This is a genomic window from Burkholderia sp. BCC0097 (assembly GCF_902832985.1).
Taxonomy (GTDB): Bacteria; Pseudomonadota; Gammaproteobacteria; order Burkholderiales; family Burkholderiaceae; genus Burkholderia; species Burkholderia orbicola.
In genome coordinates, this window is the sequence record NZ_CADFDM010000006.1 from 146,027 (window position 1) to 170,637 (window position 24,611).

Annotated in this window: 20 protein-coding genes and 1 pseudogene; 3 read left to right on the forward strand and 18 right to left on the reverse strand. The window is 68.7% G+C overall.

Annotated features, from left to right (window positions below; genetic code table 11):
- Positions 1–47: 47 nt before the first annotated feature.
- The 11 genes from nagE to HWX07_RS21190 form a co-directional block, all read right to left on the reverse strand.
- Complete coding sequence (gene nagE / locus HWX07_RS21140; protein WP_175877554.1) at positions 48–1,817, reverse strand: N-acetylglucosamine-specific PTS transporter subunit IIBC; 1,770 nt, start codon at positions 1,815–1,817, stop codon at positions 48–50.
- Positions 1,818–1,917: 100 nt separating this feature from the next.
- On the reverse strand, positions 1,918–4,500 hold the full coding sequence (gene ptsP / locus HWX07_RS21145; protein ID WP_175877555.1) for a phosphoenolpyruvate--protein phosphotransferase: 2,583 nt from the start codon (positions 4,498–4,500) through the stop codon (positions 1,918–1,920).
- Positions 4,501–4,515: 15 nt separating this feature from the next.
- Positions 4,516–5,547, reverse strand: a complete 1,032-nt coding sequence (locus tag HWX07_RS21150) for an SIS domain-containing protein (protein WP_175877798.1) — start codon at positions 5,545–5,547, stop codon at positions 4,516–4,518.
- Positions 5,540–6,643: an N-acetylglucosamine-6-phosphate deacetylase gene (gene nagA, locus HWX07_RS21155; RefSeq protein ID WP_027812018.1), complete on the reverse strand. Its 1,104-nt coding sequence runs from the start codon at positions 6,641–6,643 to the stop codon at positions 5,540–5,542. The genes HWX07_RS21150 and nagA overlap by 8 nt, the downstream gene beginning before the upstream one ends.
- Before the next feature lie 130 nt (positions 6,644–6,773).
- A complete protein-coding gene (locus tag HWX07_RS21160) occupies positions 6,774–7,508 on the reverse strand; it encodes a GntR family transcriptional regulator (RefSeq protein ID WP_175877556.1) in 735 nt (244 codons plus the stop codon).
- 314 nt (positions 7,509–7,822) lie between these two features.
- Complete coding sequence (locus tag HWX07_RS21165; protein ID WP_175877557.1) at positions 7,823–11,026, reverse strand: error-prone DNA polymerase; 3,204 nt, start codon at positions 11,024–11,026, stop codon at positions 7,823–7,825.
- Positions 11,027–11,032: 6 nt separating this feature from the next.
- Entirely contained in the window at positions 11,033–12,535 is a 1,503-nt protein-coding gene (locus HWX07_RS21170) for a DNA polymerase Y family protein (RefSeq protein ID WP_175877558.1), read from the reverse strand.
- Complete coding sequence (gene imuA, locus HWX07_RS21175) at positions 12,468–13,175, reverse strand: translesion DNA synthesis-associated protein ImuA (protein ID WP_175877559.1); 708 nt, start codon at positions 13,173–13,175, stop codon at positions 12,468–12,470. Before imuA ends, HWX07_RS21170 begins: the two co-directional genes overlap by 68 nt.
- A 159-nt stretch (positions 13,176–13,334) precedes the next feature.
- Positions 13,335–14,129, reverse strand: a complete 795-nt coding sequence (locus HWX07_RS21180; RefSeq protein ID WP_027805337.1) for an ABC transporter ATP-binding protein — start codon at positions 14,127–14,129, stop codon at positions 13,335–13,337.
- 1 nt (position 14,130) lies between these two features.
- On the reverse strand, positions 14,131–15,027 hold the full coding sequence (locus HWX07_RS21185; RefSeq protein ID WP_011546267.1) for an ABC transporter permease: 897 nt from the start codon (positions 15,025–15,027) through the stop codon (positions 14,131–14,133).
- 138 nt (positions 15,028–15,165) lie between these two features.
- Positions 15,166–16,131: an ABC transporter substrate-binding protein gene (locus HWX07_RS21190; protein WP_006486371.1), complete on the reverse strand. Its 966-nt coding sequence runs from the start codon at positions 16,129–16,131 to the stop codon at positions 15,166–15,168.
- A 335-nt stretch (positions 16,132–16,466) separates the two neighbouring features.
- Between HWX07_RS21190 and HWX07_RS21195 the strand changes: the two genes are divergently transcribed.
- A complete protein-coding gene (locus HWX07_RS21195) occupies positions 16,467–16,775 on the forward strand; it encodes a VF_A0006 family four-cysteine protein (RefSeq protein ID WP_175682886.1) in 309 nt (102 codons plus the stop codon).
- Between the two features lie 79 nt (positions 16,776–16,854).
- Here the strand turns inward: HWX07_RS21195 and HWX07_RS21200 are convergent, their stop codons facing one another.
- A complete protein-coding gene (locus tag HWX07_RS21200) occupies positions 16,855–17,670 on the reverse strand; it encodes a MetQ/NlpA family ABC transporter substrate-binding protein (RefSeq protein ID WP_175877560.1) in 816 nt (271 codons plus the stop codon).
- Between the two features lie 209 nt (positions 17,671–17,879).
- A complete protein-coding gene (locus HWX07_RS21205) occupies positions 17,880–19,520 on the reverse strand; it encodes a methyl-accepting chemotaxis protein (protein ID WP_175877561.1) in 1,641 nt (546 codons plus the stop codon).
- Between the two features lie 227 nt (positions 19,521–19,747).
- Here HWX07_RS21205 and HWX07_RS21210 point away from each other — a divergent pair, with 227 nt between their 5' ends.
- Complete coding sequence (locus tag HWX07_RS21210; protein WP_006477740.1) at positions 19,748–20,038, forward strand: YciI family protein; 291 nt, start codon at positions 19,748–19,750, stop codon at positions 20,036–20,038.
- 153 nt (positions 20,039–20,191) lie between these two features.
- On the opposite strand, the gene HWX07_RS21215 is transcribed toward HWX07_RS21210, so the two are convergent.
- From HWX07_RS21215 to HWX07_RS21235, 5 genes and pseudogenes are all read right to left on the reverse strand, one after another.
- Positions 20,192–20,809: an SCO family protein gene (locus HWX07_RS21215; protein ID WP_006477739.1), complete on the reverse strand. Its 618-nt coding sequence runs from the start codon at positions 20,807–20,809 to the stop codon at positions 20,192–20,194.
- Between the two features lie 18 nt (positions 20,810–20,827).
- Positions 20,828–21,730, reverse strand: coding sequence for a heme o synthase (cyoE, locus tag HWX07_RS21220; RefSeq protein WP_006477738.1), 903 nt, complete (start codon positions 21,728–21,730; stop codon positions 20,828–20,830).
- 8 nt (positions 21,731–21,738) lie between these two features.
- Positions 21,739–22,851, reverse strand: a complete 1,113-nt coding sequence (locus HWX07_RS21225; protein ID WP_011546270.1) for a COX15/CtaA family protein — start codon at positions 22,849–22,851, stop codon at positions 21,739–21,741.
- A 25-nt stretch (positions 22,852–22,876) separates the two neighbouring features.
- Positions 22,877–23,449: pseudogene (locus HWX07_RS21230) on the reverse strand (cytochrome C oxidase subunit I); the annotation flags it as partial.
- Positions 23,450–23,563: 114 nt separating this feature from the next.
- The gene (locus HWX07_RS21235) at positions 23,564–24,274 is read right to left on the reverse strand and encodes an SURF1 family protein (protein ID WP_041489328.1); all 711 of its coding nucleotides are present in this window, start codon (positions 24,272–24,274) and stop codon (positions 23,564–23,566) included.
- 84 nt (positions 24,275–24,358) lie between these two features.
- Between HWX07_RS21235 and HWX07_RS21240 the strand changes: the two genes are divergently transcribed.
- A complete protein-coding gene (locus tag HWX07_RS21240) occupies positions 24,359–24,568 on the forward strand; it encodes a twin transmembrane helix small protein (RefSeq protein ID WP_006477735.1) in 210 nt (69 codons plus the stop codon).
- Positions 24,569–24,611: the final 43 nt, after the last annotated feature.

Genomic DNA, 24,611 nt, shown 5'->3' on the forward strand with positions numbered 1-24,611 from the left:
GCCGGCCCGCATCCCTCGCGCGGATCGATCAGGCCGGCCTCACCGCATCACGCCGGTTGGGCTGCCGCCCCGCCGCCCGACGGCGGCAGACGCGCACCGAGCTGTTCGGCATAGCGAGCCGCCGCATTGCCGCAGACGATGTGGAACGTGTCGAGCGACACCCATGCGACGTCGAGCGCGCCGAGACGCTCGCGATCGACCGCAGACGGATCGCGCACGACCACGCGCAGGCGCGTGGTGGCCACCGCATCGAGCGACGCGATGTTGGTCGCCCCGCCGAACACCGCGAGCCAGCGCGTCGGTTCCGGATCGAGCGGGCCGGCGGCCGCGCCCGTGACGGGCTGTGCGGCGGCGGCCGTCGCCGTCGCGGCCGCACCGGTCGCGCCGCCGCCGATCGCGGCGCGCATTTCGTCGGCAATGATGTCGGCCTCCGGCCCGATGATCACCTGCACGCTGTTGCCGCCCCGCTTGAGCACGCCGCGTGCGCCGATCGACTTCAGTGCCGGCTCCGATACCTTTTCCGGATCGACGACGGTCAGGCGCAGGCGCGTGGTGCACGCGTCGACGACCGACAGGTTGGCCGCGCCGCCGAGCGCGGCGATGTAGCGTTGCGCGCGCGGTGCGGCGGCAACCGCGGCGGCGCCCGCAGCCGGCGCGACGAAGCCGCCCGATGCGTACGATTCCGCGGCCGCATCGGCCGAGGCCGGCTCACGGCCCGGCGTGGCCATGTTGAACTTGCGGATGAAGAAGCGGAACAGCCCGTAGTACGCGACGCCGTACGCGATGCCGAGCGGAATCGCGATCCAGCCCTTCGTCGACAGCCCGTAGTTCAGCACGTAGTCGATCGCGCCGGCCGAGAACGTGAAGCCGAGCTTCACGCCGAGGATCTGGCAGATCGCGAGCGACAGCCCCGTCAGCACCGCGTGGATCACGTACAGCACCGGCGCGAGGAACATGAAGCTGAATTCGATCGGCTCGGTCACGCCGGTCAGGAACGACGTGAGCGCCATCGAGAACAGCAGGCCGCCGACCATCGCGCGGCGCTCCTTCGGCGCTTCGTGCAGCATCGCGAGACACGCGGCCGGCAGGCCGAACATCATGATCGGGAAGAAGCCGGCCATGAAGGTGCCCGCGGTCGGGTCGCCCGCGAAGAAGCGGTGCAGGTCGCCGTGCACGATCTCGCCGCCGGCCGGCGGCGTGAAGTTGCCGAACACGAACCACGCGAGCGAGTTGATGATGTGGTGCAGGCCCGTGACGAGCAGCAGGCGGTTCAGGAAGCCGAACACGAACGCACCGATCGCGCCCGCCGTCGTCAGCCACTGGCCGGCCGCGTCGATCGCATGCTGGATCGGCTGCCATACGTACCCGAACGCGATGCCCAATATCACGCACACCAGCCCCGTGATGATCGGCACGAACCGCTTGCCGCCGAAGAACGCGAGGTAGTCCGGCAGCTTGATGTCCTTGTAGCGGTTGTACAGCAGCCCCGCGACGACACCCGCGATGATCCCGGACAGCACGCCCATGTTCAGCTTGGGATCGATGTCCTTCATGATCGCGGTTTCGATCAGGTAGCCGATCGCGCCCGCGAGCGCCGCCACGCCGTTGTTGTCCTTCGCGAAGCCGACCGCCACGCCGATCGCGAACAACAGCGGCAGGTTGTCGAAGATCGCGCCGCCGGCGTCGGCGATCATCTTGATGTTGAACACGTCCGGCTGGCCGAGCCGCAGCAGGATGCCGGCGACCGGCAATACCGCGATCGGCAGCATCAGCGCCCGGCCCAGGCCCTGTATTTTCAGAAACGGATTCCCGTTCATTCAGTCCTCCAATCCTTGTCTCGTCGTTAATCGTCGTTAATCGTCGTTGACCTACTTGCCTTCTTCGTCGTGAAACGGGCCGCGAACCTGCCGTCGACGCTCAGTCGAGCGGCCAGACCTCGCGGCTTGCTGCCCTTACTGCCTGTGCCGAATCGAGCGCGAGCAGATCCTGCGCGCGCTGACGGCACAACTGGTAATCGAGACGGCGTACACGCGCCTTGATGCCCGGCACCGACACCGGGTCGACCGACAATTCGGTCACGCCGAGGCCCACCAGGATCGGCACCGCGAGCGGATCACCGCCGAGCGCGCCGCATACGCCGACCCACTTGCCGTGTTTCGCGGCGCCGCGCACCGCGATGTCGATCAGGCGCAGCACGGCCGGATGCAGGCCGTCGGACTGCGCGGCGAGATCGGCCTGGCAGCGGTCCATCGCAAGCGTGTATTGCGTGAGGTCGTTGGTGCCGATCGACAGGAAATCCGCGTGCTGCGCGAGCTGATCGGCCAGCAGCGCGGCCGACGGCACCTCGATCATCACGCCGACCTCGATCGGCTCGGTGCGGTCCTGCGCATGCGCGAATTCGTCGATGCGCTTTTTAAGCCGCACGAGTTCGCCCGCATCGGTCACCATCGGCAGCAGAATGCGCACCGCGCCGAACGGCTTCACCGCGAGCAGGCCCTGCAGTTGATCGTCGAGCAGATCGGGGCGCACCTGCGCGAGACGGATGCCGCGCAGGCCGAGCGCCGGGTTCGGTTCGGGCGGCAGCGTCAGGTAGTCGACTTCCTTGTCCGCGCCGACGTCGAGCGTGCGGATGATCGCCGTGCGGCCCTGCAGCGCGTCGACGATCGACTGGTAGCTCTGCTGGTGCTCGACCGCCGTCGGCGCGGCCTGGCGATGGATGAACATCAGTTCGGTGCGCAGCAGGCCGACCGCGTCGGCGCCGTTGTCGACCGCGGTGTTCGCGTCGTCGAGCGTCGCGATGTTCGCGGCGACCTCGATCGCGCGGCCGTCGACCGTCGCGGCCGCCTCGCCGGCCTGTTGCCGGTTCGCCTCGCGCACGCCGTCCAGGCGCTGGCGCTCGTGCCGCGCGCGTTCGACGTCGAGCGCGGTCGGTGCGTGTTCGAGCCGGCCCGCGCTCGCATCGACGACGACCTGCGTGCCGTCCGGAATCGCGTACAGCGCATCGCCGACCGCCACCAGCGCCGGGATGCCGAGCTGCCGCGCGATGATCGCCGCGTGCGACGTCGCGCCGCCGCGCGCCATCACGAGCGCGGTCACGCGTTGGCGATCGAGCGACGACAGGTCGGACGGCGTGAACTCCTCGGCCGCGAGCACGGCCTCGTCGGGCAGCGCACGCGCGGCGCCATTCGTGTGGCCGAGCGCGCGCAGCACGCGTTTCTCGATGTCGCGCAGATCGGCCGCGCGTTCGGCGAGCAGCGCGTCGTCGAGCTTCGACAGTGTGTCGATCTGCGTGCGGATCGTGGCGCGCCACGCGAAGCCCGCGCCCTTGCCGAGGCTGATCAGGTCGCGCGCCGCGTCGACCAGCGTCGGGTCCTCCAGCAGCACGCGATGCACCGCGAAGATGCCCGCTTCGCCGACCGCGCCGCGCGCCGATGCGTTGCGCACCGTTTCGCCAAGTTCGGCGTCGACCGCCTTCAGCGCCTGGTCGAGCCGGCGGCTTTCGGCGGCGGGCGTACCGGACGCCTGTTCGGGCGGCACGATGTCCGCATCGTCGAGCCGCACCAGCGTGCCGACCGCGATGCCGGGCGCCGCGCATACGCCGGCGAGCGTGTTCGGGTCGAGCGTCGCGCCCGGGGCGTGCGCGATGGTTTGCGGCGCGGGCGATTTCAGCCGCGCCGGCTTTTCTTCCACTTCGCCGTGCGCTTCGCGCAGCAACTCGCGCTCGACCGCATCGACGGCCTGCTGCGCATGCGCGCCGCGGCCGACCAGCTCGACCGTCGCGCCTTCGCCGGCGCCGAGGCCGAGCAGGCCGACGACGCTCGCGATCGATGCCTTGCGGCCGTCGAACAGCACGTCGACGCTCGCGTCGAACCCGCGCGCGGCTTCCCGCGCCCGCGCGGCCGGCCGTGCATGCAGGCCGCCCGGCTGCGCGAGCACGATCTCGCGGCGCACTTCGTTGTGCGCGGCCGCGCCGGCCTGCGCCGCGTGCGCGGCGGCTTCGCCCTTGCCGCGCAGCGCGAGCAACGGCGTGTCGCCGGCCGTCGCGAAACCGCTCGCGCGCTCGACCACTTCGAACGCGTCGGAATTCGCGATCGCGATCACCGACACGAGCGAATGCGCGCGGCGCGCCACCGCGTCCTGGTCGAACTCGATCAACAGCGCACCCGCTTCGACGCGCGCGCCGGCTTCGACGTGCGCGATGAAGCCCTGCCCGTTCAGCTCGACGGTGTCGATGCCGATGTGCAGCAGCACTTCCGCGCCTTGCGGCGTCGTGATCGTCACCGCGTGGCCGGTGCGCGCGAGATGCGACACGACGCCCGCGCACGGCGCGACGAGCCGGCCTTCGAGCGGGTCGACGCCGATGCCGTCGCCGAACATCCCGCCGGAGAACACCGGATCGGGCACGTCGGCCAGCGGGACGATCGGCCCCGTCAACGGGGCAAGCAGGACGATCTGATCGTGGTTGGGGCTCTTCAACTGGGATTCCTCGGCGCGTCTCATCGGCTTTCTCGACTATCAGTGCGTTTCGGTGACTTTGTTCAGGTGGCGCGGCGTGTCGGGGTTGCGGCCGCGCGCGACGGCGAGATCCGCCGCCATCACGTAGAACGAAAGAATGGCGGCGATCGGGTCGAGCGCCGAATGGGCGGACTGCGCGAGCGGCAGCACGGTGCCCGATACGCCGGGCGTCGATACGCCGGGCGTGCCGGGGGGCGCCGCGAGCAGCACGGCGGCGCCGCGTGCGCGCATGTCGGCGGCCAGCTGCAGCAGGCCGGCCTGCTCGGGCCCCGGCGGCGCGAACACGAGCAGCGGATAGTCGCGGTCGATCAGCTCCATCGGGCCGTGACGGACTTCGGCGCTCGAGAACGCCTCAGCCTGGATGCCGGACGTTTCCTTCAGCTTCAGCGCGGCTTCCTGCGCGATCGCGAGGCCCAGGCCGCGGCCGATGACGATCATCCGCTCGACGCCCGCGAGCGCCGCGACGGCCGGCGACCAGTCGAGCCGGCCGGCCTGCGCGAGCACGTCGGGCAGGCCGCGCAATGCGGTGATCAGCGCGGCGTCGCGCTGCCAGTACGCGACGATCTGCGCGGACAGCGACAGCATCGCGATATAGCTCTTGGTCGCGGCGACCGACAGTTCGGGGCCGGCCAGCAGCGGCAACTGGTGTTCGCACGCGTCGGCGAGCGGCGACGGCAGCACGTTCACGGCGGCGACGGTGCGTGCGCCGGCTTCGCGCAGCGCGGCCATCGTGTTGACGAGATCGGGGCTCTTGCCCGACTGCGAGAACGCGAGCGCGAGCTGGTCCTGCACCTTCAGCGGCGCCTGCTGCAGCGTCGCGACCGACATCGGCAGCGACGCGACGGGCACGCCGAGGCGGCTCATCGTCAGGCTCGCGAAATAGCTGGCGGCGTGATCCGAGCTGCCGCGCGCGACCGTCAGCGCGACGGCCGGCGGGTGATCGAGCAATTGGCCGGCGAGCGCTTCGACGCGCGTGGTGTCGGCGAGTTGCGCGGCGACGACCTGGGCGGACTCGCGCGCTTCCTTAAGCATATTCGACAATCGATTCTCCTTCGACGTAGGTCGCGGTGAGGTTCAGGTCGCGATCGAACACCGCGAGGTCGGCCCAGGCGCCGCGCTCGAGGCGGCCGCGATCGGCGACGCCGAGGTAGTCGGCCGCGTAGCGCGACATCCGGTTCGACACGTCGGCGATCGGCAGGCCGAGCGACACGAGGTTGCGCAGCGCCTGGTCCATCGTCAGCGTGCTGCCGGCGAGCGTGCCGTCGGCGAGCCGCACGCCGCCGAGGCACTTCGTCACGTGCTGGCTGCCGAGCCGGTATTCGCCGTCGGGCATGCCGGTGGCGGACGTGCTGTCGGTCACGACGTACAGGCGCGGAATCGCGCGCAGCGCCGCACGAATCGCGCCCGGGTGGACGTGCAGCAGATCGGGAATGATTTCCGCGTATTCGGCATGCGCGAGCGCCGCGCCGACGAGGCCCGGGTTGCGGTGATGCAGCGGCGACATCGCGTTGAACAGGTGCGTGAAACCGCACGCGCCGTGCTTGAGCGCGGCGACCGCATCGTCGTAGGTCGCGAGCGAGTGGCCGAGCTGCACGCGTACGCCGCGCGCGGCCATCTCGCCGATGATCTCGATGTGGCCCGCGATTTCCGGCGCGAGCGTGACGACGCGGATCGGCGCGATCGACAGGTACTTCAGCACCTCGTCGAGCACGGCCGACACGGCCGCGTCGGGCTGCGCGCCGAGCTTGCCCGGGTTGATGTACGGGCCTTCGAGATGCACGCCCAGCACGCGCGCGCCGCCCGGCGTGCGGTTCCGCGCGACGGTGCCGAGGTTCGCGACGACTTCCATCAGCTCGTCGCGCGGCGCGGTCATCGTCGTCGCGAGCAGGCTCGTCGTGCCGAATTGCGCGTGCGTGCGGACGATCGTCTCGATCGCGTCGCCGCCTTCCATCACGTCGGCGCCGCCGCCGCCATGCACGTGCAGGTCGATGAAGCCGGGCAGGATGTACGGCGCGTCGTTCGTCGCGGGATCGACGGGCGTACCGTCGAGCGTGGTGATGCGGCCGTTCTCGCTATCGAGCGAACCGTGAATCCAGCCGTCGGGGGTGAGGATGTTGCCAGTCAGCATGACGTTCTCTTGATGATCGGGTGACGCGAGCGTCCGCGTCGTGATGTGCCAATCCGTTGCGATTCATTGCGCGCGATTGCGTTCCATCGCGATCGCGCGGGGTGTGCGAGGTGTGGGGCAGTCTCGCGCGTCAGCGTTTCAGTTCGGCGACGAAGTCGTAGTAGTCGTCGCGGCAATACGTTTCGGTCACTTCGATCGCGCGCTGGTCGGCGCCGTAGCCGATCCGCGTGATCACCAGCAATGCCGAGCCCGGCTTCACCGCCATCCATTTCGCGATCGCGTGCGTCGCATTCGCCGCGCGAAAGTGCTGCAGCGCGCGCACGACGGTCATGCCGCGCGTATCAAGGTATTCGTACAGCGACGCGCCGAGCGCCTGTGGATCGGGCACCACCGCGGCCGGCAGCGTCGAATGCTCGACGGCCATCACGATGCCGTCCGCGCGGCGCAGCCGTTCGAGCCGCGCCACCGTCGCGCCGGGCGCGAGGCCGAGATGCGTGAGCTCGTCACGGCTCGCGGCGCGCAGTGTGCGCGACAGCCACACCGAATCGGGCACGAAGCCGCGCTGCCGCATCTTCGCGGTGAAGCCGACGAGCCGCGACAGCGGATCGGCGACGCGCGGCGTGATGAAGCTGCCCGCACCGCGCGCCCGCTTGATCAGGCCCTGCTCGACCAGCAGCGCGAGCGCACGGCGGGCGGTGATCCGCGACACGCCGACCGACCCCGACAGCAGCCGCTCCGACGGCAGCGCCTCGCCGGCCCGCCACGCGCCGGCGTGGATCGCGCTCGCCAGATTGCGGGCGAGCTGCAGATAGAGCGGCGTGTCGTCGAGGGGGTCGGGCGCCAGTTCGGACCAGCCGGTTTCCATGTGCCTCCGGGGTGTCGGACGACGGCTCCGGGCCGTCGAAAGTGAACGCATTATATAACCACCATAATACCAGTCAACGAACTGGTATTAGCGTCGCAAAAATCCCCGAGAGCCTTGCCCGGCAAGCGTTTTAGTATCGACAAAGCCTTTGTTTACAACGCAGTGCGGGATAGGGATTTACCCGAGGTGGTATGCAAGGGGACAGTTCGAGTGTGCGGTCCGGCCAGGTTTTGGGCGCGGATATGAGACCGGGATAGAACCAATTTGAGCAACTGGTATGCATCGGTTGCGGGTGTGCCGGTGCGACTCGCGTATCAGTGAAACTCGCGGCTCGACGTGCGCAGGCCGCCGAGCAGCGGCGTCAGATCCTCGAAATGCTGCACGACGAGGTGCCTCACGTCGCTCGCGACCTGCCACACGCCGGACGCCGCGAGCAGCCGCGAATCGAGGGTTTCGCGGCGCTGCCGTGCGAGCAGCTCGGGCCGGACGATCAGGTTCACGCAGCCGGTTTCGTCCTCGAGCGTCATGAACATCACGCCTTTCGCGGTGCCCGGCATCTGCCGCGCGGTCACGAGCCCGCATGCGCGTGCGAGCCGGCCGTCGGGCCGGTCATGCAGTTCGGCCGCGGACGACAGCCGCCGCGCGCGCAGCGCGGGCCGCAGCAGCGCGACCGGGTGGCGGTTCAGCGTGAGGCCGGTGGTGTGATAGTCGGCGAGGATGTCGTCGGCTTCCGACGGCGCGCCGAGCGCGGGTTTCTCCGCTTCGTCGATCGGCGCGGCGGCGAGCAGGTCGCGCTCCGGCGCCGCGGCGACGGCCTGCCACAGCGCGTCGCGGCGATGGCCGGCGAGCGTCGCGAGCGCGTTCGCGGCGGCGAGCGCTTCGAGGTCGCGGCGTTCGAGCTGCGCGCGGCGTGCGAGCGTGTCGACGTTGTCGAACGGGCCGGCGGCGCGGGCGGCTTCGATGCGGCGCGCGGCGGTTTCGCCGAGGCCGCGCACGAGCGACAGGCCGAGCCGCACGGCCGGCTGGCCGTGCGGCGGCAGCTGGCCGGGTAGCGCTTCGAGCGACGCCTCCCAATTGCTGTGCGTCACGTCGATCGGCATGACCTGAACGCCGTGGCGTTTTGCATCCTGCACGAGTTGCGACGGCGGGTAGAAACCCATCGGCTGGCTATTCAGCAGCGCGGCGAGGAAGATCGCCGGTTCGTGACATTTGAGCCAGCTGCTCGCGTAGGCGAGTTTCGCGAAGCTCGCCGCGTGGCTTTCGGGGAAACCGTAATCGCCGAAGCCCTTGATCTGCTCGAAGATCTGCTCGGCGAATTCAGGCGGATAGTCGCGCTCCCGCATCCCGTCGACGATCTTGCGGTGATACTGCTCGAGATTGCCCTTGCGCTTCCAGGCGGCCATAGCGCGACGCAGTTCATCAGCCTCGCCGGGCGTGAAGCCTGCCGCGATCATCGCGATCTGCATCACCTGCTCCTGGAAGATCGGCACGCCGTACGTACGTTCGAGCGCAGGCTTCAGATCTTCCTTTGGATAACTGACTTTTTCGATGCCCTGGCGCCGTTTCAGGTAGGGATGCACGGCCCCGCCCTGGATCGGCCCCGGCCGCACGATCGCGACCTCGATCACCAGGTCGTAATAGGTGCGCGGCCGCAGGCGCGGCAGCATCGACATCTGCGCGCGCGATTCGATCTGGAACACGCCGACCGTGTCGGCGCGGCAGATCATGTCGTAGGTCGCTTCATCGTCCTGCGGGATGTGCTTCAGCGTGAACGGCTCGCCGTTCGGCTCCGGCGGCCCGCGCCACGCGGTGCGCATGTCGAATGCGCGATGCAGCGCCGACAGCATGCCGAGCGCGAGCACGTCGACCTTCATCAGCTTGAGCGATTCGAGATCGTCTTTATCCCACTGAATCACGCGACGCCCATCCATCGCCGCGTTTTCAACCGGCACGAGCCGCGTGAGCTTGCCGCGACTGATCACGAAACCGCCCGAATGCTGCGACAGGTGACGCGGAAAGTTGAGGAGCCGCGCGGCGAGTCGGGCCCATGCCTGGATGAGCGGCGTCTGCGGATCGAGCCCGATCGTCCCGAATTGCTGCAGCAGATCGCGACTGCCGTCGAACCAGCGGTGTCCCTTCGCGACACGATCGACCAGCATCGGATCGACACCGAGCGCCTTGCCGGTTTCGCGCAGCACACCGCGCGGACGGTAGGTCGATACAGCGGCCGCGAGTGCGGCACGGTCGTCTCCATATTTTTTGTAGATGTGCTGGATCACCTCTTCCCGGCGCTGATGCTCGAAGTCGACGTCGATATCGGGCGGCTCGCCGCGCTCCGCGCTGATGAAGCGTTCGAACAGCATCGTGCTCTGCTCGGGATTCACCTCGGTGATGCCGAGGCAGAAGCAAACGACCGAGTTCGCCGCCGAGCCTCGCCCCTGGCACAGGATGTTCTGGCTGCGCGCGTATTTGACGATGTCGTAGACGGTCAGGAAGAACGGTTCGTAGCTCAGCCGCGCGATCAGGTCGAGTTCATAGCGGATCTGCTTCTCGACTTTCTCCGGGATACCCTGCGGATAGCGTTCGGCCGCGCCTGTCAGGGTTTCCTGCTCCAGATAACTCGTCGGCGTGAGCCCCTTCGGCACGATCTCGTCGGGATACTCGTAGCGCAGCGAGTCGAGTTCGAAATCGCACGCATCGAGAATCGCGCAGGTCTCCTCGATCTCCGCCGGCGAATACAGATTCCCGATCCGGTTCCGCGCGCGCAGATGCTGTTCCGCATTCGGCGCCAGCGCATAGCCGCACTCCGAAACCGGCATGCCGACGCGGATTGCCGTCATCACGTCCTGCAGCTCCTTGCACGAGCGCCGGTGCATCGTCACGTCGCCGAGCGCAACGACACGCACCCCGCGCCGCTCGGCCGCAGCGCGAATCTCCTCGCGCTGCGCGCCGTCCAGCGCACGCTGCAACTGCACGAGCCCGAGCCGCGCACGTTCGCCGAACGTCGCGCGAAACCACGCGGCCTGCGCATCGAGCACGTCGGCCCGCACCGGGTACGCGGGCACGAGAATCGCGAAACAGTCGGGCATGCCGCGCAAGTGCGCAAACTCCGCGGGCGGTGCCGACAGCATCCGCGACGTCAGCTTGTAAGTCCCCTTCGGCGACGCCATCCGCCGCCACGAAATCAGTTCGGACAGGTTGCCGTACCCCTCGCGGTTCTGCGCGAGCAACACGAGCCCGAACGCACCGGGGCCCGGGTCGTGGCCGGGCGCGACGTCATCCGGCGTGACTTCGAAGTACGAACCGATGACGAGCGGCAGCCCTTTCGCCTTCGCCGCGACATGCATCCGCGGCGCGCCGGCGAGCGAGCATTCGTCGGTGATCGCGATTCCGCGATAGCCGAGTTCCACCGCACGCTCGACCAGTTCGTCCGCATGCGACGCGCCATGCAGGAACGAAAAGTTCGAACGGCAGAACAACTCCGCGTAATCGGGCAGCCAGCTGAATTCCGCAACCATCTCCGTTCACCCGAACAAGCCGTGCAGGAACCAGTGCGGTTCGATCCCGCCACTGCTGCTCGGCAGTTCCTGAAAAATCCAGTAGCACGCACCGGCTTCGTCCTGCGCAACGTAGTAATCGCGCGCTGCGAGCTGGCCATCGAACCATCCGGCCTCGATCCGCTCCGCCGACGACATCCTCCTCAGCGGCGTATGGAATACCGGCCGCTCGCCACGCATCAGGAGCAGCAACGGCTCGGCCAGCAGCCACGCCGGCCGCGGCGGCACCGCCGACGGCCCGCCGGCTGGCTTGCCGGCCTGCGCATCGAGCGGCAGCCAGCGGTTCGCGGCCTCGGGCCGGTGATCGGCCACCGGCGCCGCGCGCAATACGTTCTCCGCACCCAGCCGCGCGACCAGCAATTCGAACAGCCGCGCACGCGTCTCGCGCGTGCCGCCAGGCTCGGGAAAAAGATCGTCGGCCGGCGGCGCGACCGATTCGACGCGCGTGGCCTTCAGACGCACCGCGATCACGGCGGCCGGCAATTCGACGCGCGCGAGCCGCTCGCCGAGCAGTCGCATGAAGTGCACCTCGTCGCGCACCGGCGCGGCGAATGCAAGCTCGAGCGGCGTCGGCGGCACGGCCTGGCGGCCGCGCTCGTGTTCGAGATCGAACGTCATCGCGGCCAGCGACAGCTGCCGCGCGGCCAGCCAGCCGCACAGCTGCACGACGAGCCGGCGCGCGGCGAACAGCACGGCTTCCGCGTATTCGACGCGCTCCGGCAATTCGAGCCGCACATCGAACACGGGCGGCACCGCCATCCATGCCAGCGGCTCGACCGCTTCGCCGTACGCGCGATCGAGCGCGGCCAGCAGCGCGGGGCCGCAACGGCGCTGCAAACCCGCGCGCGGCAGGCCGCGCAGATCGGCGAGCGTGCGGCAGCCGAGACCGTCGAACCAGCCCGCATACGGACGCGCATCGGGCAGCAGCACGCAGGGCAGCCGGTCGAGCGAGCGGACGAGCGAGGCCCGGCCGGCGACGCGGCGCCGGATGCGCGCCCGCGCCGACGTGCGCGCGAGCAGCCACGCACCTTGCCCGGTCGGCGCGGCGGACAGGCGCGCCGCATAGCCGAGCGCCGCGAGCGTCGCGCGCACCTGGCGGCACAGCGACGGCAACCCGCCGAACAGCCGCAGGCTCGGGCCGACGTCAACGATCAGCGTGGCTTCGTCGCCGAGCGCGACGCACGGCGAGAAACGCAGCAACGCGAGCGCGACAGCGCGTAGCGCATCGGCCTCGCGGGCGGGATCGCGTTCGACGAGCAGCGTGTCCGGCGCAAGCGTGAGCACACCGCCGCGCTTCATGCCCGCGCGCACGCCCTGCCGGCGCGCGGCCGCATCGGCGATCAGCACGACCCCCTGCTCGAGCACCGCGCAGCCTGCCTCGCCAGCCTCGCCGGCCGCCGCGTCAGACGGCGGCGGGGCGCACACGTCGAGCGGCAGGCGCGGCAGATGGATGCCGAGCAAGACGCGCATAGCGGCTCTCCACGATGGGCGACGGCAAATCGAGCACGAGCGGCTCGCTGCGCGCGGGCCCGCGACGCTTGACGATGTCGAGCGACACGCCGCCCGGCACCGGATACAGCACGACGCGCAGCACGGCCGGCGACGGCTGCCGCGCGGCCGATAGCGGACGCAGCATCACGAACAGCGTGTCGCCGGTGCGCGCGGCCGCGAGATGCAGGCGCCGCAGCGCATCGGGCCGCGCGTCCTGCCAGAGCAGCAGCGCGCCGCAACAGCCGGTCTTGAGCGTCTGCTCGGCGGCCCACAGCGCATCGGTGCGGCTACCGGCGCGCAGCCACAGCAGCGTATCGGCCGGCACGCCTAGACTGGCGAGCGCGGTGGCATGCGGCGACTGCGGCGGCGCGACGAGCGCGAGCGGCCGCCGCGCGCTGACGCTGCGGGCGAGCGCGGGCGCGAGCAGCCGCATCTCGCCGCAGCCCGGCTGCGCGGCCAGCAGTTCGACGAGGCCGCCGACCGGCCAGCCGCCACCCGGCAGCTCGGCCGACAGCGGCGCGAAGCCCGTGTCGATCGTGCGCAGGCCGCCGCGCGCGAGCTGCGAGCCGCGCCAAAGGGACGGATGAAGGGATTCGGGAGCAATGGAGGATGCGAGCATGACGCCACCCACAACTGTATGGATATACAGTATATGTCAATGCGTCCGCGCCGCACAGCACCGGTGTAAAACCGGTTTTCGTCGGAAGAAATCACGGAGAAGCCGGCGCGCCCGTCATGCCACGGCGCGCCGGCCCGTCGGCCGGCGGTCAGCCGCCCGTCAGCCGAGCAGCAGCGCGTCGTCGTCGAGCTGCTCGTGCCGCACCTTCTCGAACATCTGCAGCAGGTCCGGCACGTCGAGCCCGCGACGCGCCTCGCCCGACACGTCGAGCACGACCTGCCCCTGGTGCAGCATCACCGTGCGGTCGCCGTAGTCGAGCGCCTGCCGCATGCTGTGCGTGACCATCATCGTCGTCAGCTTGCTCTCGGCGACGATGCGCGCGGTCAGCTCCAGCACGAACGCGGCCGTCTTCGGGTCGAGCGCGGCCGTGTGCTCGTCGAGCAGCAGGATCCGCGACGGCCGCAGCGACGCCATCAGCAGGCTCACGGCCTGCCGCTGGCCGCCCGACAGCAGCCCGATCCGGTCGGTCAGCCGGTTTTCCAGCCCGAGGTTCAGCAGCCGCAGCTTGTCGCGGAACAGCTCGCGCGACGGCCGGTCGAGCGCGGCCCGGAAGCCGCGCCGCGCGCCGCGCGCCATCGCGAGCGCCATGTTCTCCTCGATCGTCAGCGCCTCGCAGGTGCCGGCCATCGGGTCCTGGAACACGCGCGCGACGAGGTGCGCGCGATCCCACGCGGCCTTGCGCGTGACGTCCGTGCCGTCGATCGCGATGCGTCCCGCATCGACGCGCTGGTCGCCGCTGACCGCATTGAGGAAGGTCGACTTGCCGGCGCCGTTCGAGCCGATCACCGCGACGAACTGGCCGTCGGGAATCTCGAGCGACAGCCCGCGCAGCGCGCGCGTCTCGATCGGCGTGCCGGGATTGAACGTGAGTTTGAGATCGTGTGCGGACAGCATGTCATGCCCCTCCGTTCTTGCGCGCGAACAGCTTCTTGCGCGTCGCCGGCAGCACCAGCGCGATCGTGACGAGCGCGGCCGTCACGAGGTTCAGGTCCTGCGCCTTCAGGCCGATGAATTCGCTGTTCAGCGCGAGCGCGATGAAGAAGCGGTAGACGATCGCGCCGAGCACGACGGCGAGCGTCGTCAGCACCAGCCGGCGCGCGGGCAGCAGCGTCTCGCCGATGATCACCGCGGCCAGCCCGATCACGATCGTGCCGATCCCCATCGAGATGTCCGAGCCGCCCTGCGTCTGCGCGAACAGGGCACCCGCGAGCGCGACGAGCGCGTTCGACAACGCCATCCCGGCGAGCGTCGCGCGGCCGGTCGCGATGCCTTGCGCACGCGCCATCCGCGGGTTCGCGCCGGTGGCACGCATCGCGAGGCCGAGCTGCGACGAGAAGAACCAGTCGAGGCCGAGCTTCGCGACCACGACGACGATCGCGAGCAGCGCCGGGCGCAGCACGTAATCGGGCATCCAGTCGGGCTGCAGCACGGTGAAGAGCGTCGGCTCGGTGATCAGCGGCACGTTCGGCCGGCCCATGATCCGCAGGTTCACCGAGTAGAGCGCGATCATCATCAGGATACTGGCGAGCAGATCCATGATCTTCAGGCGCACGTTCAGCCAGCCGGTGACGAAGCCGGCCAGCGCGCCCGCGACGATCGCGATCACGGTCGACGTGAACGGGTCATGGCCGGCCGAGATCAGCGTCGCGGCGACGGCGCCGCCGAGCGGAAAGCTGCCGTCGACGGTGAGGTCGGGGAAGTTGAGGATGCGAAACGAGATCAGCACCCCGAGGGCGACGAGGCTGAAGATCAGGCCGATCTCCAGTGCGCCCAGAAACGAGAACAGAGACATGATGGGGAAATCCTGTTGCTTCCCGGCCGGACGTGTACGGCCGGGCGAAGCGAACGGGCGGCCCCGGGTGGAGGCCGCCCGTCCGGCGATGTCGTCGAGGCCCGGATCGGGCCTGCCAGCGCGGCGTCGGGCCGCGGCTTACTTGATGACCGTCTTCGCTTCCTTCACGAGATCCGGCGACAGCGTGACACCCTGCTTCGCGGCCGCGCCCGTATTGACGAACAGCTCGAGGTTGCTGCTCGTCTCCGACGCGATCGCGCCCGGCTTCTCGCCCTTCAGGATGCGCGCGACGACCTTGCCGGTCTGCCGGCCGAGGTCGCCGTAGTTGATGCCGAGCGCCGCGATGCCGCCGCGCTTCACGCTGTCGGTATCGCCCGCGACGAGCGGGATCTTCGCTTCGTTCGCGACCTTCACGAGCGCTTCGTACGCGGACACGACGTTGTTGTCGGTGTTCGTGTAGATCACGTCGACCTTGCCGATCAGGCTCTTCGCGGCCGGGCCGATGTCGACGGTACGCGGCGCGGCCGCTTCCTTCAGCGTCATCCCCTGCTTCGCGAGGATCTCCTTGAGCTCCTTCACGACGACGACCGAATTCGCCTCACCCGGGTTGTAGACCATGCCGACCGTCTTCGCATTCGGCACGACGCGCTTGATCAGCGCAACCTGGCGATCGAGCGGCAGCTTGTCGGACACGCCGGTCACGTTGGTGCCCGACGGGCCCCAGCCCTTCACGAGCTGCGCGGCGACCGGGTCGGTGACGCCCGAGTAGACGACCGGCACGCTCTTCGTCGCGGCGACGACCGACTGCGCGGCCGGCGTCGCGATCGCGACGATCACGTCGGGCTTGTCGCCGACGAACTTGCGCGCGATCTGCGCGGCCGTGCCCGTGTTGCCCTGCGCGCTCTGGTATTCCCACTTGAGCTTGTCGTCGCCGTAACCTTCCGCCTTCAGCTCGGCGCGCACGCCGTCGCGGATCGCGTCGAGCGCCGGATGGTCGACGATCGACAGCACCTTGACGGTCTGTGCATGCGCGGCGCCGGCCAGCGCGAGTGCGGCGACGCCAGCCGTGATCGAACGGATCGCGAAAGTCTTGAATCGCTTCATGGGTATGTCTCCCCCGTATTGTGTCGGTTCTGGATGATGGATTCCCGCCGCCGTCGGACGGGCGCCGCCCGTGCGTACGAAACGCGGGCGATCGGCTCGCGCATGCTCCGGGAAAGCAGGCAGCGGCGAACGCACGAGGATACCATTTCCGCAGACCACCGCCTGACTCCAGGCTTTCGTGCGATCGGCCGATGCACGGTACCGCCGCGCTGTCACGAAATGCCCGGGCAGCCCGGCTGGCGGCGCTTCGCGCCCGTTCCGGCACAACGCGTCAGCCGCGTTGACAGCTTTACGTTATGCTGTCCGCCGACCCGAGCCACACCATCGGAGGGGACTTGAAACGAACGATTCGTACGATCGCATTCGCGGCCGTCGCGCTGGCGCTGCCCGGTGCGGCATTCGCGCTGACCGACGGCAGTGAGCAATACGACAGCTGCATGCTCAATGCGCTGCGCGAGAGCCGCAACGGCGCGGCGGCGCAGCTGATTCAGCGCTCGTGCGACGCGCTGTACCGCAACAACGCGATGCTGCTGCCGCGCGAACGCCGCTTTCACGAGTGCGTCGTGCAATCGCTGCCTGGCGTGCGCGACAACTACGCGATCCAGCAGATCATGTCGATCTGCTCGCGGCGCGGCGAGATGTAGGCGCACCTGCCGCGCCAATGAAAAAGGGCCTGCGCGATGCAGGCCCTGTTCGTTCAGCGGTCCGACCGGTGAGCGGCGTTCAGAACGACGCGACCATCGAGCCCTTGAACTGCTTCTTGATGAATTCCTTCACTTCCGGCGACTGGTACGCCTTGACCAGCTTCTTCACCCACGGCTGATCCTTGTCCTTCGCGCGCACGGCGATCAGGTTCGCGTACGGGCTCGTCAGCGCCTCGAGCGCGATCGCGTCCTTGGTCGGCTGCAGGTTCGCGGCCAGCGCGTAGTTGGTGTTGATCACGGCCGCGTCGACGTCCGACAGCACGCGCGGCAGTTGCGCGGCGTCGAGTTCGGAGATCTTCAGCTTCTTCGGGTTCTCGGCGATGTCGAGCACCGTCGCGTTGTTGCCGCCCGTGCCGGCGCCCGCCTTCAGCTTGATCACGCCTTGCGTCTGCAGCAGCAGCAGCGCGCGGTTTTCGTTCGACGGATCGTTCGGCACCGCGAGCTTCGCGCCCTGCGGCAGATCCTTCAGCGACTTGAACTTCTTCGAGTACACGCCGATCGGCGAGATGTAGGTCAGGCCCGCGCTGACGATCTTGTAGCCGCGCTGCTTCACCTGGCTGTCGAGGTAGGGCTGGTGCTGGAAGCTGTTCGCGTCGAGGTCGCCCGAATCGAGCGCCGCGTTCGGCTGCACGTAGTCGTTGAACTCGATGACCTTCACGTTCAGGCCTTCCTTCTCTTTCGCGACCTTCTGCACGACTTGCCACACTTCCGAATCCGGCCCGGCGACCGTGCCGACCTTGATCACCTTGTCGTCGGCGTGCGCGCCGGCCGACAGCGTCAGCGCGGCACCGGTGGCCAGTACGGAAAATACCTTCAGGAGACTGCGACGCTTCATCTGTTTCTCGCTTGCTTACTTGAAATGGGGCGCGATACGGGTATGCCCGGACTCGCAGGGAGGGCCAAATGGTGTCACAGGATCGGCGGGAAGTGAAATACATCCCGCTCATATGGGTATGCACCACCGCAGTGCTGGCGGCCGACGCGTCGACTCGGCCGTTAGTTGCATTTCTCGCTCGACGCATCAGCCTCGTCGATCGACCCGCGTCACGCCGCCACCGTCTCGTCGACCGTCTGCTTGCCGAACGCCGCCGGCTCGGCCGCCCGCCCGCCGGCTCCGCGCGGCGACGCGCCGCCGGTATTGCCGACCCGGAACGCGCCGACCGCGTCGCGCAGCCGTGCGGCCTGTTCCTGCAGCGACGCGGCCGCCGCCGCGGCTTCCTCGACGAGCGCCGCGTTCTGCTGCGTCACCTGGTCCATCTGCGTGACCGCGCGCCCGACCTGCGTGATGCCGCTCGCCTGCTCCTCGGACGCGGCCGCGATCTCGCCCATGATGTCGGTCACGCGCGCGACCGCCTGCAGGATCTCGCCCATCGTCGTGCCGGCCTGGCCGACCAGCGTCGAGCCGTTGCGCACGCGCTCGACCGAGTCGACGATCAGTTCGCGAATCTCCTTCGCGGCCGTCGCGCTGCGCTGCGCGAGCGAGCGCACCTCGCCCGCGACCACCGCGAAGCCGCGCCCCTGCTCGCCCGCGCGCGCGGCCTCGACCGCCGCGTTCAGCGCGAGGATGTTGGTCTGGAATGCGATGCCCTCGATCACCCCGATGATGTCGGCGATCTTGCGCGAACTGTCGTCGATCTCGCCCATCGTGCCGATCACGCGGTTCACGACGTCACTGCCGGTGCGCGCGATGTCCGACGCGTTGTTCGCGAGCCCGCTCGCCTGCCGCGCGTTGTCGGCGTTCTGCTTCACCGTCGCGGTCAGTTGCTCCATGCTCGCGGCCGTTTCCTCGAGCGACGCGGCCTGCTCCTCGGTGCGCTGCGACAGGTCGTCGTTGCCGGCCGAGATCTGGCGGCTCGCCGACGCGATCGCTTCGGCCGACTGGCGAATCCCGCCGATCGTCGCCTGCAGCCGCGCCTGCATGTCATGCATCGCGGCCATCATGCTCGTGCGGTCGCCCGCGCGCACCGGCACCGGCAGCGTGAGGTCGCCCTGCGCGATGCGCGCCGCGAGCGCGGCCGCTTCGTCCGGCTCGCCGCCGAGGCTGCCGCGCACGTTGCGGATGATCACCAGCATCGCCGCGCTGATCACGAAGCCGATCACGAACACCACGGCCAGGTGGCCGAGCAGCGTCCGGTAGTAGACGGTGTCGATGTCCTTCAGGAACACACCGCTCGAGATGTTCCAGTCCCACGGCGCGAACCGCGTGACGTAGCTGATCTTCGGCACGGCCGTCTCGCTGTGCGGCAAGCGCCCGCGATATTCGGCGAACCCGCTGCCGGTTGCCTTCGCGGCGTTCAGGATCGTCACGAACAGCGGCTTGCCGTCCGGATCGAGATAGTCGCCGACCTGCGTGTCGACGAGCTTCGGCAGCGTCGGATGCATCAGCACGACCGGCTTCGAATCCATCACGAACACATAGCCCGAATCGCCGTAGCGCATCGCGGCGAGACTCGCGAGCGCGTCGCGCTTCGCGTCGGCCTCGGGCCGCGTGCCGTTCTGCGCGAGCGCGTGATAGGCCTTGACGATGCCCGCCGCCGAGTCGACGAGATTCGCGATGCCTGCCTTGCGTTCGGCGAGCATCGTCGCGCGCGTCTCGTAGGCGCTCCATGCGCCGACGCCCAGAAGACCGATCCATACCAGCGCAAGCGCGAGCCACAGCTTGCGGTTCAAACTCATTCTGCTCATCTGCGTGCCTCTGTCGATGTCGATGCATCCGGCGCGCGAACGGCCTGCCGCGCGCAAACGGTTGCTCTTTCATTTACGGCAACGAGGCTTACATCTTGAATACACGCGAACACGGCGAACCGGAGATCGACAAACGCACCGCCCGCCGGCGCGACAGCCCGCATCCGCTGTGCTAAAAAGACCGGCTGGCCGGCGCGCAAGGCGCCGGCATCATTCCAGGGCCATCCATGTACGTCATCGACATCCACTACACCGCGTCGCTCGAGCGCATCGACGACGCGCTCGAACGCCACCGCGCGTACCTGCAGCCGCAGTTCGACAAGGGCATCTTCATCGCGGCGGGGCCGAAGGTGCCGCGCGAAGGCGGCGTGATCCTCGCGGCCCGCATCGATCGCGACGAACTCGACGCGATCCTCGAAACCGACCCGTTCGTCACCGAGGGGCTCGCCACCTATCGCGTGACGGAATTCCGGATCACGCGCGCCGCGTCGGGCTTCAACGTGCCGGCGCTGCCGTAACGCGGCTTCGGCGCAATACGTGCGCAATACGTGCGCATGCCGACGCGCCGCCCGACGGGCAACGCATGCGCACGACAACGAGAGCGGGAAGACGTGACGGCGCGAAAACGGCCGTCACGCGAAACGCCGGGCGGGGCGTCCGGCGGTTGCCGGTCAGTCGACCAGCAGCTTCAGGTCATGGACCCACGGAGCCGGGCCCTGGCCGTCGCGCACGAACAAGCGCAGCTTGCCGTCGCGATCGAACACGTAGCTCGCGGCCGTGTGATCCATCGTGTAGCTGCCGGGCGTCTTGCCGGGCACCTTCGCGTAGTACACGCGGAAATCCTTCGTGACCTTCTTCAGCGCCGCTTCGTCGGCCGGTCGCAGGCCGATGAACGACGGATCGAACGCGGGCACGTACTGGCCGAGCAGCGCCGGCGTGTCGCGCTCCGGATCGACGGTGACGAACAGCACCTGCACGCGCTTCGCGGCATCCGGCCCGAGCTGCTTCAGCGCTTCGGACAATTCGGCCATCGTGGTCGGGCACACGTCCGGGCAATGCGTATAGCCGAAGAACATCACGACGGCACGGCCCTTGAAGTCGGCGAGCGTGCGGACCTTGCCGGTCGTATCGGGCAGCGAGAAGTCGCTGCCGAACTGCGTGTTGCCGGTGATGTCGAGATTCTGGAATTTCGGCGCGTTGTCGCATCCGGCGAGCAGCAGCGCTGCCGTGAATGCGCACGCGAGCATCCAGCCTTGGCGCGCGCGGCGCCCGAACCGTGATGGGAGCATTGCGTTCAAACCGTGCGGTTACACGCCGAGCAGCGGGCGTGCATAGTGATCGACGAGCAGCGCGGCAAACAGCAGCGACAGATAGACGATCGAGTAGCGGAAGGCCTTGCGGGCGAGTTCGTCCGAATAGTCGCGATGGATCTTCCACGCATACGCGAGGAACACCGCGCCGAGCAGCACCGCGCTCGTCAGGTAGACGGCCCCGCTCATCCCGGAAATGAACGGCATCAGCGTGACCGCGAACAGGATCACCGTGTACAGCAGGATGTGCAGCCGCGTGAACTTCTCGCCGTGCGTAACGGGCAGCATCGGCAGCCCGGCGTTCTCGTAATCCTTGCGGCGATACAGCGCGAGCACCCAGAAATGCGGCGGCGTCCAGACGAAGATGATCAGCACGAGGATCCACGCGTCGCCCGGCACCGCGCCGGTGACGGCCGCCCAGCCGAGCGCCGGCGGCATCGCGCCCGACGCGCCGCCGATCACGATGTTCTGCGGCGTCATCGGCTTGAGCAGCAGCGTGTAGATCACCGCGTAGCCGACGAACGTCGCGATCGTCAGCCACATCGTCAGCGGGTTCGTGAACGTATAGAGCGTCCATGCGCCGACGCTGCCGAGCACGGCCGAGAACAGCAGGATCTGCGGCGTCGTGATCTCGCCGCGCGCGGACGGACGCCACGCGGTGCGGCGCATCATCGCGTCGATCTTCTGTTCGACGAGGCAGTTGATCGCGAACGCGGCGCCGGCCAGCAGCCAGATGCCGACGGTGCCGCCGATCAGCACATGCCACGGCACCATGCCCGGCGTCGCGAGGAACATGCCGATCACCGCGCAGAACACCGCGAGCTGCGTGACACGCGGCTTCGTCAGCGCCATGTACTGGGAAAAGCGGCTACCGGGCGATTGGGAGAGGGTGCTTTGCATGGGGACGGTCACGCCGGGGCGGCGTCGCGCGCAGGCTGCGCGACACGGCCGGGGCGGCTTGAAAGGATGCGAAAGTTTAACATGACGACGAGCAGCAGCAGGATCGCGGCCCCGCCGTTGTGCGCGACGGCGACGGGCAGCGGCCACTGCAGCACGATGTTGGTCAGGCCCGTCACGAACTGCAGCAGGACGACCAGCAGCACGCCGTTCGCGGGCCGCCGCAGCGAGTCGAAGCGGCGCATCTTCAGCGCGAACGCGACCAGATACGCGACCACGACGAACGCGAACGTGCGGTGCGTCCAGTGGATCGCGACCAGCGCGTCCTGCGTGATCGCGTCGCCGTCCTTCGTCATCCCGAGCGCGCGCCACAGGTGGAAGCCGTGCTGGAAGTCCATCGGCGGAATCCACTGGCCGTTGCAGGTCGGGAAGTCGGTGCACGCGAGCACCGCGTAGTTGGTGCTCACCCAGCCGCCGAGCGCGATCTGCACGACCAGCAGCACGAGCGCCGCCAGCGCGGCCGCACGGTAACGCCCGGCCTCGGGGTCGTACGACGGCAGCGGCGTCTGCCGCGCCGCGAGCCAGCCCAGCGTGCCGAGCAGCGTGAGGCCGAGCAGCAGGTGGATCGTGACGATCACCGGTTGCAGCTTCATCGTGACCGTCCATGCGCCGAACGCGCCCTGCACGAGAATCAGCAGCAGCAGGCTCGTCGGCCACCACGGCGACACGTGCAGGGGGCGGCGGCGCAGCCGCGCGGCCCATGCGATCACCGTCTGCGCGATGATCAGCACACCGATCGCCATCGCGAAATAGCGGTGGATCATCTCGATCCACGCCTTCGTCATGCTGACCGGCCCGGTCGGCATCGCCTGGTGCGCGGCCGTGATCGCGGCGTGCGCGATGAACGGCGACGACGTGCCGTAGCAGCCGGGCCAGTCGGGGCAGCCGAGGCCCGAATCGGTCAGCCGCGTGAAGCCGCCGAACATCACGAGGTCGAGCGTCAGGAACGTGGTGATCCACACGAGCTTGCGGAACTTGTCGTCGTCGGCCTTCACCCACACGTACGACAGCGGCAGCAGCGCGATGCACAAGCCGATCAGGCCGAGTTGCAGTAGATACGACATCGGAATGGTGCCTCGTTCTCTCGCCTTAACCGATACTCGACCACTTCAGCAGCTTCGTCACGTCCGACTTGATCTTGCTGGGATTCGGGTCTTTCGGGAAACGCATCATCAGGTTGCCGTTCGGGTCGACCATGTAGATGTGGTCGCTGTCCTTCGTACCGGCATCGGCCGGCAGCCAGGCGGCTACCGCGGCCGGATCGGCGACGAGCCGGCGCGTGTCCGGATACGCATCCAGCACTTTCTGCGGCATCGCGCCCGCATCGCTGCGCAGCCACACCATCGTGATCCGGTGTCGCTCGCCCGCCTGCGTGACGCGGACCTGACGCATGAAATAGAGCTTCTGCGCGCAGGCGTCGTCGCACGCGCTGCGGTCGGTCATCACGAACAGCCAGACCCCGCGCAGCGACGACAGCGGCACCGTCTTGCCGGTTTCGTCGGTGACCTGCAGATCCGCCGGAATCGGGCGTTGCGGCTCGATCAGCGTGCCGTAGTTCGTCGACCCGCCCTTCGGCTTGATCACGTAATAGGTGAAGTACGACGCGATCATCGGCGCGGCGCACACGAGACCCAACAGCACGAGCATCCAGCGGCCGCGCTTGCGGGCCGCGGGCGACATCGGCGCAGCGGCCGAACCCTGACGGGGAGATTGCATGGACAAATCAGACCTCTCGAAACGAACCCGCGGCGCCGGCGCCGCGTCCTGGCATGACGCTCACGCGCCGGCCGACTTCTTCGCCGCACGCCGCGCGGCGTACAGGCCGAAGCCGAGCGCGGCGGCCGCCATCGCCCACCACTGAAACATGTAACCGTAATTGCGCTCGACGCCGGTCGTCGCCGCCGGCCAGTCACGCACGAGCTTGTCGCCGTCGTCGCTCGTCTGCTGGATCACGAACGGCTGCAGCGGCAACCCCGTTTCCTTCGCATACGCGGCGACGTCGAGGTTCTGCCGGATCTTCTGATGCGCGGCCGACCCGCCTTCGCCGAGCTCGAACGCGCGCGACGCGTCGGCGCGTGCGATGCCGACGATCTCGACGTCGCCCGCCGGCGTCGCGAACGGCTCGATCGCCGTGCGATCGGCGATGTTGCGCGGCAGCCAGCCGCGGTTCACGAGCACGACGCCGCCGCCCGTGAGTTTAAACGGCATCACGACGTAAAAACCCGGCTGGTCGTTATACGGCCGATTGTCGAGGAACACCGCCTGCTCGGGCATGAAACGGCCCTTTGCCCGTACGCGATGAAACTCGATCGACGCGAGCGGCACCGGCTGCGCGCCGATGTCGACGGGCGCGGCCCGTTCGTAGCGCTCGATGCTCGCTTGCAGCGCTTCCTTCTGGTGCGCGCGGTCGCGCTGCCAGAACCCGAGACGGATCGTAACGGCGACGACGACGAGGATCAGCAGCGCGGGCAGCCAGCGGATCTTCATCATGCGGCCCGCCCGGCACCTGCGCGAAAGCGAAGTGCGATAATTATCCTCTTCCTTTCGAATTGCCGTCGTCCGGTTCGTGTCATGCACATACTCGTTCCCATCGCCTTCGTCCTCATCATTGCCAGCATGGGCTCGGCGCTCTACTTCATGATGCACGACCGCGGCCATACGAAGCGCATGGTCTGGTCGCTCGCCACCCGCGTCGGGCTGTCGGTGTCGCTGTTCCTGCTCATCCTGTTCGCGAACTGGATGGGCTGGATCCATTCGACCGGCCTGCCGATCGGGCGTTGATGCCGTTGCCGCGCCGGCCGCTGTGACATTTAGCCGCACGGCC